Below are 16219 nucleotides of genomic sequence, written 5' to 3' on the forward strand. Positions count from 1 at the left end.
CCGTGGAGGCGTCAGCTGGCGCGGCGCTTGAGCTTGCGCCGCTCGCGCTCGGAGAGCCCGCCCCAGATGCCGAAGCGCTCATCGTTGGCCAGCGCGTATTCGAGGCACTCGCCACGCACGTCGCACGCCGTGCAGATGCGCTTGGCATCCCGCGTGGAGCCGCCCTTCTCCGGGAAGAAGGCCTCGGGGTCGGTCTGGGAGCAGAGCGCGTCGCTCTGCCAGGCAAGGGCGTTGTCGTCGTCCGGGTCGGACCGGCGGACCCCGGGAACACCGAGGTTGACCGGATCGACGAACCAGTTCTCCGGCACATCGGAACGGTAACCCGTCATCTCGACCTCCAACCCTTCAGAAACCGCCCCCCTGGCGGGCCGTGCTCACCTAATTACACCCGTGTCATTCGCTCGGGTCAAGTCGCGGATCGTAAACCCTCAAGCGTTTCTTGAAGGTTCATGAGCTTCCACCGGCGTGTCGCGCGCCTGCGCTCGACCCCTCAGCGGCCGGGGGTCGCGACGAAGACCTCGCCCGCCCCGGACAGCGTGAGGGAGCGCTCGTCGGCGTCGGCGAACGCCACCGTGCCGATCGGGACGGAGACTTCCGCTCCCGACTCCGCCGTCACCCGGACGGAGCCGGCTGTCGCCAGCACCATGGTCGGGCCGGACACGTCCAGGGTGACCGCCGTGTCGTCGATCCTGACCCGTCGGAGGGCGAAGTCGGGCACGGGCACCGGGTACGTCGTCACGGCTTCGTCGCCCGCGGGCCGCAGGACCGGGACCTCGCCGGGCGTGGTGTCCAGCACGGCGAGCAGTTCGGGCACATCGATGCGCTTGGGGGTCAGACCGCCCCGGAGCACGTTGTCGCTCGCGGCCATGATCTCGACACCGAGGCCGGAGAGATAGGCGTGCAGCAGCCCCGCCCGAAGGAAGACGCCCTCGCCGCGGCGCAGCACGAGGTGGTTCATGAGCAGGGCGACGACGACCCCGGGATCACCCGGCGAGCTCTCGGCGATCGCGGCCACCGCACGCAGGGCCGGGAACTCCTCCCCTGCGGCGCCGGCGGCGGCGACGGCGCCGATGATCTCCGCGACCTCCTCCTGCGCTCCTCCACCGAGCAGCCACCCGATCGCGTCGCCGAGCGGGTCGCCGTCACCCGAGAGCCGCTCCCGCAGGGCCCGCACCCCCGGACCGTCCTCGAGGGCCTCGAGCAGGCGCAGCGTGTCCGCGATCGGACGCAGGCCGCTGAGCGACTCGAAGCGGTCGCTCAGGGCGACGATGAGCTCCGGCTTGTGGTTGGCGTCGCGGTAGTTCCGCCGCGGGTCGTCCAGCGGCAGCGCGCTCTCCCTGGCCCAGCCGTCCTGGGCCTGTTCCCTGGTCGGGTGCACCTGGATCGACAACGGCCGCGCGGCGGCGAGGAGCTTGAGCAGGTACGGCAGCGTGCCGCCCGTCACCGTGTCCAACGTCCCCCCGTCCGCGAGGTCGGCGGGATCTCCCGGGTGGTCGCCGAACCAGACCTCGGCCTCCGGCGCACCCGTCGGGGTGCGGCCTTCGAGCTCGGCGAGGAGGGACGGCGATCCCCAGGCATAGTCGCGGGGCACGTTGGTGAGGCTGCGCAGCATGCCCCCAGCGTAGAGCCCGGTGCGACGGACAGGTCGGATCCGGGCACGTCGCGGTAGCCTGAGTCGCGATGGCCCAGTACACCAAGCACCCGGTGGCAGCCCTGCCCACCGCGCCCGAGCGCGAGTCCACGGGGCACCTCCTGCTGCGCGGATACGTCATCGCCGTCCTCTTCGTGGCGTTCGCGCACTCGGCGGTGTACAACCTGCTCGGCGAGATCGGCGCCGCGATCGTGCTCGCGCTCTTCAGCGCGGCCACCCTCGCGATCGGCGTCCCGATGCTCGCGAGGAACCGCCCGCAGCCCTTCCGCTGGCGCCGGCTCCCCTGGGCGGCCGTCGGCTACACCGCGCTCGCCCTCCTCTCCGTCGCCTGGTCCCAGTGGCGGGTTCCCACCGTCGCCACGGGCATGCTCCTGGCCGCCGTCACGGTGAACGGCCTGTTCATCGCGCACGTGCTCACCTGGCACGAGATCGTGCGCGCCCTGTCGTCCGCCTTCAAGTGGATCCTCGGGCTCTCCCTCGCACTCGAGCTGTGGGTGTCGTTGGTCCTGCACGGCCCTCTCCTGCCGAACTTCGCGGACATCCCCGCCGGGAAGATCGATCCCCAGTGGTACTGGGTCCGCGACAACCTGTTCGACGGGGGACGCATCCAGGGCATCCTCGGCAACGCGAATCTGCTCGGCATCGTCTCGCTGTTCGCGCTGATCACGTTCGGCGTGCTGTTCGCGGCGAAGGCCCGCTGGCGGACGACACTCGCGCTGTGGATGATCCTCGCGGCGTACTTCCTCTTCCGCACCGCGTCCGCGACCGCGCTCGCGTGCGCCGGTGCAGCCGCCGTGGTCCTCGTCGTCGCCCTGCTGATGCGCCGTGCAGCGTCGCCGACCGCCCGCACCCGGATCTACGTCGTCGCGATCGGGTCCACCGCAGTCCTCGCCCTCGCCCTGTGGCTGCTGCGCGAGCCCCTCCTCGGTCTCCTCGGCCGCAGCGCCGATCTCACCGGCCGCTCGAACAAGATCTGGGCGGCGGTCCTGGGACGCGTCGGGGAGCACCCGGTCATCGGCAACGGCTTCTCCAGCCCGTGGGTCCCCACGGACCCTGCCTTCGACGGCTGGATCGTCGACCACGGGATCACCGTGTTCCACGCCCACAACATGTGGCTGGACGTGCTGCTGCAGCTCGGCGTCCTCGGACTCGTGCTGATGGCCGTGGCGTACGGCAGCCTGCTGTGGCGCTCCTGGTTCTTCGCCGTCGATCGCCCGCGGTGGGACCTCGATGCCCACCGCCCCTACTCCCCGCTGACGCTGCTGCCGAGCCTGTTCACCGTCGTCCTCCTGGTGCAGGGCCTCACCGAGTCCACGCCGATCATGCTGTGGGGCTGGCTGCTCCTGGTGCTGCTGTCGTTCAAGCTCAAGTCGGTGCCGCTGGTGGGCGTCGGCGAGCGCGACCTCGTCTTCGAGCGCGGCACGGCGACGCGGCGGGTGCCGTGACGGTGCATCCGCTCGCCCGTCTCCTCGGCTCGGCCGAGATGGCCAGGGCCTTCACGCTCGCGGCACTGACCGCCGTGTTCGGCTCGTTCGCCATCGGACGGATGACGTCGCCGGTCACCCTCGCCACCGTCATCACCGCCCTGTGCCTCCTGGGAGCCGCGATCCTCTGGGTGCGCAGGGAGGAGCTGTCCCCGCTGCGCATCGCGCCCTCCTCCCTGCTGGCGTTCCTCGCGTGGGCGCTCGTGAGCCTGGTGTGGACGACCGACCGCTCCGACACCGTGCTGGGCTGGCTGTCGCTCTTCGGGTACGCGTTCCTGGCCATCACCATTGGGCACATCCGCGACACGCTCCAGACCGTCCGCGCACTCGGCGACACCCTGCGCGTGCTCCTCGGCGTCTCCCTCGGCGTGGAGATCCTCTCGGGGGTGCTCCTCGACCTCCCGTTCGCGTTCCTGGACATCCAGGGCAACCTCGCCGCCGGCGGTCCGGTCCAGGGGCTGTTCGGCAGCCGCAACATGCTCGGCTTCATCGCGGTGCTCGCCCTGATCACATTCGTCATCGAGTGGCGCACCCAGTCCGTCGACCCCCCGCTCGCCGTGGTCTCCGTCGCCCTGGCCGGCGGCCTGGCGTTCCTGTCGTCCTCACCGACGGTGCTCGTCCTGGCGGTCGCCGTGGGGATCGTGACCGTCGCGCTCACCATCGTCCGCCACACCGCTCCGGCGCGTCGGAACCTGGTGCAATGGGCGCTGGGGGTCCTGGTCGCTCTCGCCCTCACCGTCGCGTTCGCCCTGCGTCACCAGATCATCGCGCTGCTCGACGCCGGCTCCGACTTCTCCATGCGGGCCGAGCTGTGGAACATGATCCTCGACTTCGTCGCCGTGAAGCCCATCACCGGGTGGGGGTGGTTCGGCGACTGGGCTCGAGGCGAGTACCCCTTCACGTTCATCAACTTCCAGCTCGACGACCGGCACCAGAGCGCGCTGAACGCCTTCTTCGACGTGTTGCTGCAGCTGGGCGCGGCAGGGCTGGTGCTGTTCCTGCTGCTCGGCGGGATCGCGTTGATCCGCTCCTGGCTGGTCGCGAGCGTCCGCCGTTCCGTCGTCTACGCCTGGACGCCGATCACGCTCGTGACCCTTGCGGTGGACTCGATGTTCGAGAGCTTCACCCTCGTCGGCGCCGGGTGGTTCATGCTCGCGCTGTGCGCACTCCGCGCCGGTCAGTCCCGGTCGTGGCGCGAGAACATCGACGCGGCGCACACGGGGACCATTCCCACCCTGCGCCCACAGGAGTGAGCTCGGCGGGCGGTCAGCGGACGGTGGGGAGCTTCTCCGCCCAGGCGAGCGCGTCGCGCACGCCGTCGTCGACGGAGCGCTCCGCACGCCACCCCAGCACCTCGCGCGCCCGGTCCACGATCGCGAAGGCCCCGGCCTGGTCGCCGGGCCGACGATCGGTCTCGACCACAGGCAGCGGTGCCCCGGTCACGCGCTCGAACGCCTGCACGAGTTCCCGTACCGTGACACCGTCTCCGGTGCCGAGGTTGATCACCTGGTACGGCTGCTCCGGCGTCGTGACGTCGTCGAAACGGGTCACCGCCGCGACGTGTGCGAGCGCGAGATCCCAGACGTGGATGTAGTCCCGCAGGCCCGACCCGTCACGGGTGGCCCAGTCCGTGCCGGTGATCGTGAAAGGCTCACCGGCCGCGCGCGCCTGCATGATCTTGCCGAGCGCGTGCGACGGCGTGGGGTTCTGCAGTCCGGTCCGGAGCTTCGGGTCGGCACCGATCGGGTTGAAGTAGCGGAGCGCGATGGCCCGGAAGTCCCCGGCGGCGGCGGCATCGGAGAGGATCTGCTCGACCATGGCCTTCGTGGTCGCATAGGGGCTCGAGGGAGCGAGACGCCCGCTCTCGTCGACCCCGTCGCCCGTCTCCCCCGCGTAGATCGAGGCGGAGGAGCTGAACACGATGCGCGGGATGCCCGCATCGCGGAGGCGCCGGAGGAGCGTGATCGTCTTGCCGACGTTGCTGTCGTAGTAGCCGAGCGGATCGGCCACGGACTCCGGCACGACGATGCGCGCGGCGCAGTGCACGACCGCGTCGATGTCGGGGTGCTCGTTCAGCAGCCGGTCGAGGACGGCGGCGTCGGCGATGTCGCCGACGTAGAGGTGGCGTCCCTCCCCGAAGGCCGCCAGCCCGGTGGACAGATCGTCGAGCACCACGACCTCGATCCCGGCCTCGATGCACGCCGTCGCCACGGTCGATCCGATGTAGCCGGCCCCGCCGGTGATCAGTACCTTCATCGCGGCCAGTCTAGCCAGACGCGCCGAGCGCAGGGGGTCGGCTCTCCGCAGATCCGAAGGCGACCACCGGTAGGCTACTCACTGCTCGTCGAGTCGCGTGCTGCCCCTCAGGCAGCAACCGCGGCACCAACAACGGAGAACCTCCCTGTGGCCCACGTCCTTCAGAACGTCGTCTTCCCGCTCGATCGCGACCCCGATCTTCTCCCGCTGTACGCGGATCCGGAAACGTGGTCGGTGATCGAGGAGGAACCGGTCCGGGTCTCCAGCCGCGCGCACCTGGGCAACATCCTGGGACGGCACCGCGCCCGGATCGTGGCCGGTCGGCGCGTCTCCCTCGGCACCTACTTCAACGCCTTCCCCGCGTCGTACTGGCAGCACTGGACGAGCGTCCGCGAGGTGCAGCTCACGGTACGGACCACGGGGCCGGCGACCATCCTCGTCTACCGCTCCAACGGCGGCGGAGTCCGCCAGCGCGTGGCCACTCGCGAGGTCACCGGCGAGGCGACGACCTCGTTCGACCTCGACCTCACCCAGTACAGCGACGGCGGCTGGATCTGGTTCGACATCGTCGCCGACGAGAAGCCCGCCGTGCTCGAGGGCGCGGAGTGGACCACCGAGCAGGAGCCTGCCCGCACCGGGAAGGCCTCGCTCGGCATCACGACGTACAACAAGCCCGACTACTGCGTGGAGACCCTGAGGGCGCTCGCCTCCTCCCCTGATGCGCTGGAGTTCGTCGACCGCATCTTCCTCGTCGACCAGGGCACGCAGCTCGTCGCGGACCAGGACGGCTACGCCGAGGTCGCCGAGCGCCTGGGCGAGACGCTGCAGGTCATCCGCCAGGGCAACCTCGGCGGATCGGGCGGCTTCGCCCGAGCGATGCACGAGTCCCTGCAGCGCCCGGAGAGCGACTTCGTGCAGTTGCTGGACGACGACGTCCGCATTGAGCCGGAGTCCCTGCGGCGCTCCATCGTCTTCGGTCAGTTCGCGACGACGCCCGTGCTCGTCGGCGGACACATGTTCGACCTCCTCGACCGCCCGAAGCTGCACGGCTGGGCGGAGGTCGTCGACGAGGGGCCGTTCATGTGGCGCAACCTCTACCAGGAGAAGATGCCGCACGACTTCGGCGTCGCCAACCTGCGCCAGTCGCCGCTGCTGCACATGCGGATGGACGCCGACTACAACGGCTGGTGGATGTGCCTCATCCCGCTCGACGCGGTGCGCAAGGTCGGGCTGTCCCTTCCCGCCTTCATCAAGTGGGACGACGCCGAGTTCTGCCTGCGGGCCGGCGAGGCGGGCTTCCCGACCGTGTCGATGCCCGGCGTCGCGCTCTGGCACGTCTCCTGGGTGAACAAGGACGACTCGATCGACTGGCAGGCCTATTTCCACGCCCGCAACCGGATCGTCGCCGGGCTCCTGCACTCCGGAGCACCCCGAGGCGGCCGCCTCATCGTGCACAGCCGGCGCGTCGATCTGAAGCACCTCATGATGATGCAGTACTACCCGGTGGCGCTGCGCAATCGCGCCCTCCGCGACGTGCTCTCCGGACCCGACCACATGCGCCGCAACCTGGCCACGGCGATGCCGGCCGCACGCGCCCTGGCCGCGGAATACCCGGAGACGGTGGTCCATCGCGATCCTGCGCGCGTGCTGCACTCGCGCCGCGGACGACAGGTCTACAAGCGGCTGCCGAAGAACGAGTTCGACAGCCCGACCGGCCTGCGACTGCGGATCTTCACGCTGAAGACGCTGCTCTCGCACTGGGTGCACCGCCCTGACCCGGCGAACATCGCTCGGCCGGAGGTGGAGTTCGGGAAGGGTGACGCACACTGGTGGCGCGTCCCGCTGTACGACAGCGCGCTCGTGAGCGCCGCCGACGGGTCCGGGAAGAACATCTACACGCGCGACCGTGCCAAGTACCGCCGCATGCTCCGAGACACCGTGCGTCTGCACGCTCAGCTGCGACGTCGATGGCCCGAACTGCAGCGTCAGTACCGGGAAGCACTGCCGGAGCTCGTCTCACCCGAATCCTGGCAGCAGGTCTTCGAGGAGAAGGCATGACCACCGAGGCTCCTGCCTTCGATCCCTCTTCCGCCGCGATCGTCATCGTCACGTACAACCGCTCGCATCTGCTGACCGGCCTGCTCACGAGCATCACCGCGATGGATCCGAAGCCGGGCCACGTGATCGTGATCGACAACGCCTCCTCGGACGATACGACCGACGTCGTCGAGTCCTTCCGAGACGACATCGGCACCGACCTCGTGTATCGCCGTCTCGACGTCAACACCGGCGGGTCCGGCGGATTCAGCGAGGGCATGCGCACGGCGTACGACCTCGGCGCGCAGTGGATCTGGATGATGGACGACGACGTCGAAGTGCTCCCGGACGGTCTCGCCCGAATGGGCGCCTGGGCACCGCGCTTCAAGAGCATCCAGGGACGGCGCTACGACTACGACGGCAGCGAGTTCTACTGGCAGTACCGCATCGCGGAGCGCATGGGCATCCCGATCCCCTTCGCCCCTGCAGGCTTCGATTCCTCCGGCTACAAGGAGATGAACAGCGGCTGCTTCGAGGGGATGTTCATCCACCGCTCGATCGTGAAGCAGATCGGCCTCCCCGACCCCCGCTTCTTCATCTACTGGGACGACCAGATGTACGGGTGGCTGGCCTCGCGCCTGACCACCGCGGTCATCGTCGACGAGTTCGTGCTGCGCCGCACTCGCGAGATCCGCCAATGGGACATGGGCATCCGGCACATGAACGCCTCGAGCAACGCCTACCGTTACTACATCATGCGCAACCGGGCCTTCATCAAGCAGTACTACCGGGTGCACGGCGTCTACAACCCCGTGCTGTTCGGTCTCGGGACGACCGCGACGTTCTTCAAGGAGCTGATCCGGCTCGTCTTCGTGGAGCGCACCGTCCGCGGAACGAGCAACCTGTTCCGCGGGCTCAGGGACGGCGGCCGCATCGGTCGCGATCGCACCTGGGAGCCGATGAGCCCTCTGGAGGCCTGACATGGACGAGCCGCAGCCCGAGGTACGGTGGGCCCCGCTTCCCCCCGCGCCGAAGCGCACCGGCCGGGTGTGGCTGATCGTCGGGCTGAGCGTCACCGCGCTGGCCGTCATCGCGCTGGTCCTGTTCTTCGCCGTCTTCCGCGGTGGGATGCCGAGCCCAGGGGCGTCCGGGACGCCGCCTGTCGGTTCATCGCAGGAGCCGACGCCGATGACGTCCGCGCCGCCGGTCGATGACCCGACGCTCGAAGTCTTCCGGGACAAGGTGTCCGGTTGGTTGAGCGCCGTCGAGCCCGGCCTCGACATCGTCACGGGGGCGAGCACCGAGGACGCCATCCCCGTCGTCGACTCCCTGATCGACGATGCACAGCGCCTGGGCGACGCACTGCCGCCGTCGTCCATCCAGGACCCCTGGCGCTCCGGCGTGGAGACCTACGCGCAGCGCCTCGCAGCACTGCGAGCGGCGATCGAGAGCGGCTCCGGAGTGTCAGGGGCGATCGCCGATGCACGCTCCGCCGCGGCAGATCTGCGCGGCCTCGTCGGCCTCTGACACTCCGGGTCGGTGCGTCGTCTCAGACGGAGTAGTCCGCGTTGTAGCGGTCCAGGACGTCCTTGATCGGGGCGTCCATGGCGAGCGTGCCGCGATCCAGGTACAGCCCCCTGGTGCAGAACCGGCGCAGGTCGCGCTCGTTGTGACTGACGAAGAACAGCGTGCGGCCGTCCGAGAGCAGTTCGTCGATGCGCTTGTAGCACTTCTCCCTGAAGGCCTTGTCGCCGACCGCGAGCACCTCGTCGACGAGCAGGATGGGTTCGTCGAGCTGGGAGACGACGGAGAACGCCAGACGCACCTTCATGCCGTTCGAGAGGTGCTTGTAGGGCGTCTCCTCGAATCCGGCGAGTTCGGCGAAGGCGATGATGTCGTCGTACCGACGGGCGACCTCGTCCTTCGACATGCCGTGCAGTCCGGCGGTCAGGCGGACGTTCTCCCGGACCGTGAGGTCGCCGACGAATCCGCCGGTGATCTCGATGAGCGGGGCGACGCCGCCGTTCACGCTCACCGTGCCCTCATCGGGCAGGAGGACGCCGGCCACGAGGCGGAGCAGCGTCGACTTGCCCTGCCCGTTCCGACCGACCACGCCGATCGACTCACCCGGCTGCACGGTGAAGGAGACGTCACGCAGCGCCCAGAACTCGCCGGGACGCGAGCGCCGGGACGCTCCTGCGAAGAGGTCCTTGAAGTTCCGCTGCCCGCGACGGTTGCGGCGGAAGCGGACGCCGAGGTTCTGCACGACGATCGCGGCGTCCATCACAGCTCCTTCAGGACGGGGCGCTCGAGACGTCGGAACGCCCAGACGCCGAGCGCGAGGATGAGCAGGCACATCACGGCGCTGACGGTGAGCGTGAACGGGTTCCACTGATCGGGGAAGAACGGCATGCGGTACAGCATGAAGATCCCCGCGAGCGGATTGAAGGCGCCGAGGGTCTGGAAGATGCCGGGCAGGTCCGTGACGTTGTAGATGATCGGTGTCGCGTAGAACATCGCACGCAGGATGAGGGCGGTGGTGCGCTCGAGGTCGGTGTAGAGCACGCACAGCGGAGCGACGAGCAGGCCGAGCCCGACGAGCAGCACGGTCTGCATGAGGATGGCCACCGGCACCCACAGCACGCCCCAGCCGATCTGCACGACCTGGTCGGCATGACTCTCGAACAGGAGGTTGATGACGATGAACAGCACCAGCACCGGCAGGGAGAACAGGAACTCCATGCCCTTGCTGAGGACGATGCGGTTCACCCAGATGGAACGAGGGATCGACGTCGAGCGGACGAGGCGGGCGTCCTTCTTGAACGCCCGGGTGAAGTCCGACACCGAGCTGTTGAACCACACCCACGGCAACAGCGCACTGATGAGGAAGATGATGTACGGCTGCTCGCCGACGTCGCGGCTGAACACCTGCGTGAACACGAACCAGTAGATGGCGCTCATCACCAGCGGGTCGAGAACCGACCACACGTAACCGAGGAAGCTGGTCGCATACCGGACCTTGAGGTCGCGCGCGGACAGCAGCCAGAGCGAATGCAGATAGCGCCGGGGCGTCCCGGGCGCCCCGACAGCAGCGTGACTCACGATTCCGAGTCTAGGAGAGAGTGTTGTTCCAGAGCGACAGCGCCGACCCGATGGCCATATGCATGTCGAGGTACTGGTACGTGCCGAGGCGACCGCCGAAGTGGACGTCCTTCTCCCCCTTCGCGAGCTCGCGGTACGCCAGCAGGCCCTCGCGGTCGGCCGGGGTGTTCACCGGGTAGTACGGCTCGTCGGCGCGCTCGGCGAACCGGGAGAACTCCCGCATGATCACGGTCTTCTCGGACTCGTAGACGTCCTTGCGCTCCGGGTGGAAGTGCTTGAACTCGTGGATGCGCGTGTACGGCACGTCCATGTCCGGGTAGTTCATGACGCTGGTGCCCTGGAAGTCGCGGACGTCCAGCACCTCCTGCTCGAAGTCGAGCGTGCGCCAGCTCAGCGCCCCCTCGGCGTAGTCGAAGTAGCGGTCGACGGGACCGGTGTAGACCACCGGGACCTGACCGACGGTCGCCTTCTTGTTCAGCGGCTGGGACTCGTCGAAGTAGTCGACGTCCAGCTTCACCTCGATGCGGGGGTGGTCGGCCATCCGCTCGAGCCACGCCGTGTAGCCGTCCGTGGGCAGGCCCTCCCAGGTGTCGTTGAAGTACCGGTTGTCGTAGGTGTAGCGCACCGGGAGCCGGCTGATGATGTCTCCGGAGAGCTTCTGCGGGTCGGTCTGCCACTGCTTCGCGGTGTAGTCGCGGAAGAACGCCTCGAACAGCGGGCGGCCGACGAGGGCGATGCCCTTCTCCTCGAAGTTCGTCGCGGACTTCGCATCGAACTCGCCCGCCTGCTCCTTGACGAGAGCGCGAGCCTGGTCCGGCGTGTACGCGGCCTGGAAGAACTGGTTGATCGTCCCCAGGTTCACCGGCATCGGGAAGACGACGCCCTTGTGGGTCGTGTAGACGCGGTGCACGTAGTTCGTGAACGACGTGAAGCGGTTGACGTACTCCCACACCGTCGCGTTCGACGTGTGGAACAGGTGCGCACCGTAGCGATGCACCTCGATCCCGGTCTCGGGCTCCGCCTCGCTGTAGGCGTTGCCGCCGATGTGCGAGCGGCGATCGATGACGGTCACCGTGCGGCCCGCTTCCGCGGCGCGCTCGGCGATGGTGAGGCCGAAGAAACCCGACCCGACGACGAGAAGATCCATCAGGCTGCCGTCCCCACCACGAGCCGCGGCGTTCCGGACCACAGCGCGGCGTCCGTGGCCGCGCGACCGTCCACGAGCAGCTTCACTCCCGGCAGCTGGGCCGGGCTGAGCTCACGATAGTCGGCGTGGTCCGTCTGCAAGATGGCGAGGTCGACCGGTCCACCGAGGCCGTACGGCTCGAAACCGAGTCGCCGCAGTTCCTCGTCGGTGTACAGCGGGTCGTGCACGACGACCTCGGCTCCGCGGGCGCGCAGCGCCTCGACGGTCGGGAACACGCCGGAGAACGCCGTCTCCTTGACGCCGCCGCGATAGGCGGCCCCGAGCACGACCGCCCGCAGACCGCTCAGGTCGCCGAGGATGCCTTCCGCCTGCGCCACCAGGCGCTCCGGCATGGACGCGTTGAGCTGGCGCGCGACGCGTACGATGTCGGCGTCGGGGTCGGTGGACAGGTACAGGCGGGGGTAGACCGGGATGCAGTGTCCACCGACGGCGATGCCGGGGCGGTGGATGTGGCTGTACGGCTGCGAGTTGCAGGCCTCGATCACCTTGTAGACGTCGATACCGTGCGCAGCGGCGAACAGGCCGAACTGGTTGGCCAGACCGATGTTCACGTCGCGGTACGTCGTCTCGGCGAGCTTCGCCATCTCCGAGGCCTCCGTCGTCCCGAGGTCCCACACGCCGTTGGGGCGAGGGAGATCGGGACGCTCGTCGAACTGCAGGACGGACTCGTAGAACTCGCGAGCACGACGGTTCCCCTCATCGGACAGCGCGCCGATGAGCTTCGGGTACTTGCGCAGGTCCGCGAAGACCCGCCCGGTGAGCACGCGCTCCGGCGAGTAGGCGAGGAAGAAGTCCGTGCCCTCCGTCAGGCCGGAACCCTCTTCGAGCATGGGCTTCCAGCGGTTCCGGGTCGTCCCCACGGGCAGCGTCGTCTCGTAGGACACCAGGGTGCCGGGCGTGAGGTGCTCGGCGAGCGATCGCGTCGCCGAGTCCATGTACTGGAAGTCCGGCTCCCATGTCTCGTCGTTCACGAACACGGGTGCGACGAGCACGACGGCGTCGGCTCCCGGGATCGCCTCGGCGTAATCGGTCGTGGCGCGCAGACGGCCGGAGGGGACGAGCTCCTGCAGCTTCTCCGCCAGGTGGGCCTCGCCGGGGAACGGCTCCTGCCCGGCGTTGATGATGTCGACCGCCTTCTGGTTGACATCGACGCCGATCACATCGTGACCGGAGGAGGCGAACTGGACGGCGAGGGGAAGCCCGATCTTTCCGAGGGCCACGACGGCGATACGCATGATGCCTAGTCTACGGGGGCACCGGCTGGACGCGCGCCAGGAGCGGCGCGCCGACACGCCTCTAGCCCCGGTCGCCGAGTGCGGCGCGGAACGGCTCCTCGAGGGCGGGGGCGAGGTACGACACGAAGGCCGTCGTCAGATGGTTCACATCGCGATAGACGAGCAGGTCGTCGATGATCACGGGGCACACGCTGTCGTCGCACACGTAGTCGGTGAGATCGACGTACACACCGCCCGCCGCGGTGACGGAACGCTTCTCCGCGGCGGTGAACGCAGCATCGAGGACCTCGTCGCGCGCGCCGTCGCACCGGGTGGTGTCCAGCACATCTGCGGAGATGCATGTGGCCGGCGGCGACTCGAATCGCGGGGTGTCCGCGATGACGAGCACTTCGGAACCGGCGGCGCGGAGGCGTTCGACGGTCGTGCGCATGCCTGCCTCCCAGTCCTGCGTGCGTGCCTGGGCGTCGGAGGCGTCGGCGAGATCGTAGTGCGCGTAGCTGGAGATCACGACCAGCGCCGGAGGGGACTCCTCCAGGTGCTCCAGGACGGCCTCGCGCCAGCGGTCGCAGGAGGTGTACGGCACGTCCTTATCCAGCACCGTGGTGGAGACGGCGGGACACGAGGATTTCGTGTACGACGACAGCGCGATGCCCCCGTGCTCCTCGGCGAGCTCCGAGACCGCGGGGAACCACTGGGCCGCGTGCGAGTCGCCGAAGACCGCGACGGCCGTCTCGCCGTCCCCGTAGGTGCAGTCCTGGACCTCCTCCTGGGAGACGTCGTGATGGCAGCCGTCGGCATAGAGGACGGGCAGATCTGCAGCCACGTCGGCGAGCGACGGCGTCATGTTCCGCGGCACGAAACCGGTGCCGCGAGGCGGGTCCGTCGGGAAGTCCGGAGCGGCGGCCACGGCATCACCCGTGCCGACGTCGCGCGCGGAGGCCCAGTGCGCCGCGCCCGTCAGGCCTGCGGCGAGCACGAGGGTGAGGGCGAGCGTACCGAGCAGCGTGAACCGCGGGCGCCGGCGGGTGAGCCAGCCGGGTGCCCGCAGCGGCGTCTCGACGAAGCGGAAGAGCAGCCAGGCGAGGGGCACCGCCAGCACGATGCCGAGGCCGATCTTGACCAGCAGGCGCAACGGGTGCTCCTCCCCCACCGCGGACTGCGTGACGATCAGCAGCGGCCAGTGCACGAGGTACAGCGAGTACGAGATGAGACCGATGAACTGCATCGGCCTCAGAGAGAGCACCCACGTGGGGCCCCACGCCGGAGAGCCTGCGCCGAAGAGGATGACGAGGGCCGTGCCGACGGTCGGCACGATCGCCGCCGTGCCGGGGAAGACCGTCGCGTCGTCGTACAACACGGCGCTGGCCAGGACCAGGGCGATACCGGCCCACCCTCCGACGGCGCCGAACCAGGCCGGCACACGGAACGCGCCGTGCAGGAGGATCGCACCGACCAGTGCGCCGATCAGCAGCTCCCACGCACGCGTGGGGAGCAGGAAGAAGGCGGCCGGTTGGTTGACGGGCGTGAGCACGATGCCGGCGACCAGGCTCGCGACGCCGAGCGCGGCGATCGCGGCGACGACCATCCCCGTCCGCCGGCGCAGCACGACGAACAGCGCGAGCAGGATCAGTGGCCAGAAGAGGTAGAACTGCTCCTCCACGCCCAGCGACCAGTAGTGCTGGTACGGCGAGGGCGAGTGGTCGGCGAGGTAGTCGGTGTTCTGGATCGCGAACCAGACGTTCGGCACGTAGAGGATCGTGGCCAGGGCGTCGCGGAGGACGCGCTCCAGCGCGAGCGGCGGCACGAATGCGATCGCGGCGATCGCGGTCAGCAACGCCACGGCGAGCGAGGCCGGCAGGATCCGCCGGATACGACGGGCGTAGAAGTCCGCGAAACGGATGCGCCCGTGCCGCTCCAGCGATTCCAGCAGGTGACTGGAGATGAGGAAGCCGGAGATGACGAAGAACACGTCGACGCCGACGTACCCCCCGGTGACGACCGGGATGCCCGCATGGTAGACGAGCACCAGCCCGACCGCGATCGCCCGCAGCCCCTGCACATCGGTGCGGAAGCCGCGGCGCTCGCGCAGCACGGGGGCGGCGGCGGTCACGCGCGGTCGGTGGTCCCCGCGGCGCGGAGCAGCTCGGACACCACCCGCTCCGCCGCATGTCCGTCGCCGTACGGCGCCTCGTCGGTGTCGGCGGGGCGGGGACGGGTGACCCCGGCGGCGATCTCCTCGGCGGTGTTGGCGAGAACGTTCCAGCCGAGCTGCACCGTCTCCACCCACTCCGTCTCGGTACGCACCGTCGTGCACGGGACGCCCAGCAGGAACGCCTCCTTCTGCAGCCCCCCGGAGTCGGTGACCACGCCCGCGCTGGACAGCGCGGCGGCGATGAGCTCGGGATACGCGAGCGGCGCGTGCGCGATGAGCGTTCCCTGGGTCAGCTCGATGCCGTGCGCAGCGGCCTTGGCGACCACGCGCGGGTGAGCGAGGAGCACGACCGGCTTGTCCAGGCCCGCCAGCGAGGTGGCGACCTCGGCGAGACGGGCCGGGTCATCGGTGTTCTCGGCGCGGTGGATCGTGGCGACGTAGTACCCGCCGGCGGCGAGGCCCAGCTCCTCGAGCAGCACGGACGGGCGCCCGGAGACCTCGTCCCGCACCTCGAAGAGGACATCGGTCATCACGTCACCGACGAGCACGGTGCGCTCGGCCAGCCCCTCGTCGGCGAGATGGTCGACGGCCACCTGGGTCGGCGCCAGGAGGATGTCGGCTGCGTGGTCGGTCATCACCCGGTTGTGCTCTTCGGGCATACGCCGGTTGAAGCTGCGCAGACCCGCCTCGAGGTGCGCGACCGGGATGTGCATCTTCACGGCGCTGAGGGCGGCGGCGACGGTGGAGTTGGTGTCGCCGTAGACCAGCACCCAGTCCGGGCGGTGCTCGTCGAAGACGGCGTCGAGGGCCGCGAGCATCGCGCCGGTCTGCACACCGTGGGACCCGCTGCCGACGCCCAGGTGGACGTCGGGGGTGCCGATCCCGAGGTCTTCGAAGAACACATCGGACAGCATCGGGTCGTAGTGCTGGCCGGTGTGCACGATGACGTGCTCGACACCGGCCGCCTTCGCGGCCTTGTGGATGGGGGCGAGCTTGACGAACTGCGGGCGGGCCCCGACGACGCTGACGATCTTCACGGGACACAAGTCTAAACGCCCCCGCTCCCCCGCCCGCACGCCGGGGCTCCGGGCATCG

General features: G+C 69.3%; 14 protein-coding genes. 5 read left to right on the top strand and 9 right to left on the bottom strand.

The features are described from left to right. Positions 1–11 precede the first annotated feature (11 nt). Complete coding sequence (locus AB0N68_RS13570) at positions 12–329, bottom strand: WhiB family transcriptional regulator (protein WP_149084934.1); 318 nt, start codon at positions 327–329, stop codon at positions 12–14. A 161-nt stretch (positions 330–490) separates the two neighbouring features. Then, positions 491–1612: a mannose-6-phosphate isomerase, class I gene (gene manA / locus AB0N68_RS13575; RefSeq protein WP_268776541.1), complete on the bottom strand. Its 1122-nt coding sequence runs from the start codon at positions 1610–1612 to the stop codon at positions 491–493. Between the two features lie 68 nt (positions 1613–1680). On the opposite strand from manA, the gene AB0N68_RS13580 reads away from it, so the two are divergent. Beyond that, on the top strand, positions 1681–3096 hold the full coding sequence (locus AB0N68_RS13580) for an O-antigen ligase family protein (RefSeq protein ID WP_280566200.1): 1416 nt from the start codon (positions 1681–1683) through the stop codon (positions 3094–3096). Then, on the top strand, positions 3093–4388 hold the full coding sequence (locus AB0N68_RS13585; protein ID WP_259953211.1) for an O-antigen ligase family protein: 1296 nt from the start codon (positions 3093–3095) through the stop codon (positions 4386–4388). Before AB0N68_RS13580 ends, AB0N68_RS13585 begins: the two co-directional genes overlap by 4 nt. A gap of 13 nt (positions 4389–4401) precedes the next feature. Here the strand turns inward: AB0N68_RS13585 and galE are convergent, their stop codons facing one another. Next, positions 4402–5391 carry a UDP-glucose 4-epimerase GalE gene (gene galE / locus AB0N68_RS13590; protein WP_280566204.1) on the bottom strand — a complete coding sequence of 330 codons (990 nt, stop codon included), beginning with the start codon at positions 5389–5391 and terminating at the stop codon, positions 4402–4404. 147 nt (positions 5392–5538) lie between these two features. Between galE and AB0N68_RS13595 the strand changes: the two genes are divergently transcribed. Genes AB0N68_RS13595 through AB0N68_RS13605 form a run of 3 tightly spaced genes read left to right on the top strand, consistent with a single transcriptional unit; the run spans position 5539 to position 8955 of the window. After that, positions 5539–7449 carry a glycosyltransferase gene (locus AB0N68_RS13595; protein ID WP_187663716.1) on the top strand — a complete coding sequence of 637 codons (1911 nt, stop codon included), beginning with the start codon at positions 5539–5541 and terminating at the stop codon, positions 7447–7449. Next, entirely contained in the window at positions 7446–8408 is a 963-nt protein-coding gene (locus tag AB0N68_RS13600) for a glycosyltransferase family 2 protein (protein WP_187663715.1), read from the top strand. Before AB0N68_RS13595 ends, AB0N68_RS13600 begins: the two co-directional genes overlap by 4 nt. Before the next feature lies 1 nt (position 8409). After that, complete coding sequence (locus tag AB0N68_RS13605) at positions 8410–8955, top strand: hypothetical protein (protein WP_280566208.1); 546 nt, start codon at positions 8410–8412, stop codon at positions 8953–8955. 22 nt (positions 8956–8977) lie between these two features. Here the strand turns inward: AB0N68_RS13605 and AB0N68_RS13610 are convergent, their stop codons facing one another. The 6 genes from AB0N68_RS13610 to wecB all read right to left on the bottom strand — a co-directional run bounded on the left by AB0N68_RS13610 (position 8978) and on the right by wecB (position 16161). Further along, positions 8978–9712, bottom strand: coding sequence for an ABC transporter ATP-binding protein (locus AB0N68_RS13610; protein WP_187663713.1), 735 nt, complete (start codon positions 9710–9712; stop codon positions 8978–8980). Further along, a complete protein-coding gene (locus tag AB0N68_RS13615) occupies positions 9712–10530 on the bottom strand; it encodes an ABC transporter permease (RefSeq protein WP_259953200.1) in 819 nt (272 codons plus the stop codon). The genes AB0N68_RS13610 and AB0N68_RS13615 overlap by 1 nt, the downstream gene beginning before the upstream one ends. Before the next feature lie 10 nt (positions 10531–10540). Further along, the gene (glf, locus tag AB0N68_RS13620) at positions 10541–11677 is read right to left on the bottom strand and encodes a UDP-galactopyranose mutase (protein ID WP_187663711.1); all 1137 of its coding nucleotides are present in this window, start codon (positions 11675–11677) and stop codon (positions 10541–10543) included. Beyond that, positions 11677–12972: a nucleotide sugar dehydrogenase gene (locus tag AB0N68_RS13625; protein WP_280566213.1), complete on the bottom strand. Its 1296-nt coding sequence runs from the start codon at positions 12970–12972 to the stop codon at positions 11677–11679. Before AB0N68_RS13625 ends, glf begins: the two co-directional genes overlap by 1 nt. A 61-nt stretch (positions 12973–13033) precedes the next feature. After that, the gene (locus tag AB0N68_RS13630; RefSeq protein ID WP_280566215.1) at positions 13034–15082 is read right to left on the bottom strand and encodes an acyltransferase family protein; all 2049 of its coding nucleotides are present in this window, start codon (positions 15080–15082) and stop codon (positions 13034–13036) included. Then, the gene (wecB, locus tag AB0N68_RS13635; RefSeq protein ID WP_280566217.1) at positions 15079–16161 is read right to left on the bottom strand and encodes a non-hydrolyzing UDP-N-acetylglucosamine 2-epimerase; all 1083 of its coding nucleotides are present in this window, start codon (positions 16159–16161) and stop codon (positions 15079–15081) included. Before wecB ends, AB0N68_RS13630 begins: the two co-directional genes overlap by 4 nt. Positions 16162–16219: the final 58 nt, after the last annotated feature.

Origin of the sequence: Microbacterium meiriae, assembly GCF_040685015.1 — a bacterium.
Lineage (GTDB): Bacteria > Actinomycetota > Actinomycetes > Actinomycetales > Microbacteriaceae > Microbacterium > Microbacterium meiriae.